Below are 1,672 nucleotides of genomic sequence, written 5' to 3' on the forward strand. Positions count from 1 at the left end.
GAACACCGCGACCCGCTCGTCCGGACCGGCCGCCAGCTCGTCGACCACCTGCCGCGCCTCGGCGGTGTCCCCGGCCAGCGCGAGCAGCCACGCGCGCACCGCGTTCAGCCGGTTGGCCCAGGTGGGGTTGGCGCGGGCCGTGTCGTCCAGCAGGGCGCACGCCTGCTCCGTGCCGAACGCCCCGGACGGGCCGAACGCCAGCACGAACGCCCGCGTGAGCACCCGCGCCTCGACCGGCTCCGCCCCGGTGTCGTCCAGGAACCGCAGGGCCTCGGCGGCCCGGCCGCGCAGCAGCAGCACCTGCGGCCACACCAGGGAGACCGCCTCCTCCTCGCCGGCCAGCAGCGCGAGGCGGCACAGCTGGTCCAGCGGGTCCAGCGCCAGCTCGCGCCACGCGTGGGCGACCGCCGCGCGCAGCCGCGCCCGGCCCCGCTGGTCCAGCTCGACGCCGTGCCGGAACGCCCCGGCCAGCACCAGCCCCCGGTCACCGGGCCGCACCCCGGCGCGCAGCGCGCCCGCCGTCAGGTAGCGCCGCAGCAGGGCCGGGTTGCCGTCGGTCGCGGCCCGCAGCGCCTCGGCGGTCGCCTCGTCCACCGGGCCGTCGAGCGCGGCCGACACCAGCGCGACGACCTCGGACCCGGACAGCGGCGGCAGGTCCACGCGTCGGAAGCCCGGCTCGTAGCGCAGGCAGTCCAGCGGGTCCTGGCCCGCGTCGGTGGCGAGGGTGAGGATGAGCGGCCCGCCGGTGCGCACGTGCAGCGCCCGCAGCACCTGGACGGTGGCGTGGTCGGCGAGGTGCGCGTCGTCCAGCAGCACCACGGGACGGCGCCCGTCGGCGTGCTTCTCCAGCGCGTCGGTCACCGCCTCCAAGCCGCCGGCGCGCGGCACCGGCAGGTCTGCGGGCAGGTGGTCGCGCAGGGTCGCCAGGTGGCCGCGGGCGCCGCGCAGGGCGATCAGGGCGTCGGTCCGCTCGTCCACCAGTTGCGCGGCCAGCTCCAGCGCGGTCGTCCGGCCCGACCCCGTTTCGCCGGCGAGCACCAGCGGCCCCGGGCGGGCCGCGGTCAGCGCCTCCGCCAACAGGTCGGGCAGGCCGGCGCGTGCGATCAATCGCCAGGACATCGGTGATCTCCTTCCGCGGGGCGGCGCTCGGCCGCCGTGCTGCTCCCCGGCAGCGGAACTCCACTTCGGTGCGATGTGCACCGCTACACCGGTCATCGTGCCCACAGTTCATTCGCGACGCATTCAGCTAACAGAGTCCCGGGTGATCTCCGTCAGCACATCCGTATTCCGTCAACTTTCCTCCAGGGATACTCTGGTGCGCGTTTCACCCCACTAGCCCAAAGCCGTCACGCCGGGTGTCCGGATCGGTTTCCCGCAGCCAGGCTGGTACTCGGAGTTCCCGGATAAACGCTTGCTGTATCGAATTCCCGACGGCACGTGGAATGGATTTCGGCTCGACTCGGGGAGGCGGCGGCCGGCGGAGTGCCGGCCGCGGTGGCAGGGAGACGTGGATGGACGTCGGATCCGGCGTGGGCGCCGTGGTGCGCGCCGTGGTGGTGGTGCTCGGCGCCGTCGTGCTGTTCGCGGTGGCGATCGCCGCCGTGCGGGCGGCGTCGGCGGTGTCGGGTGGCTCGCCGGCGGTGCGCCGGCTGGTGCGGTGGACGGCCGCGGC

At 75.4% G+C, this 1,672-nt stretch carries 1 protein-coding gene; it reads right to left on the reverse strand.

Annotation, left to right across the window (positions count from 1 at the left end; genetic code table 11):
• The coding region (locus AB0G02_RS38880; protein WP_360805118.1) for an AAA family ATPase at positions 1 to 1,119 on the reverse strand (1,119 nt) is incomplete at its 3' end.
• Positions 1,120 to 1,672 lie beyond the last annotated feature (553 nt).

This window comes from Actinosynnema sp. NPDC023658 (genome assembly GCF_040639995.1).
Classification (GTDB): Bacteria; Actinomycetota; Actinomycetes; order Mycobacteriales; family Pseudonocardiaceae; genus Actinosynnema.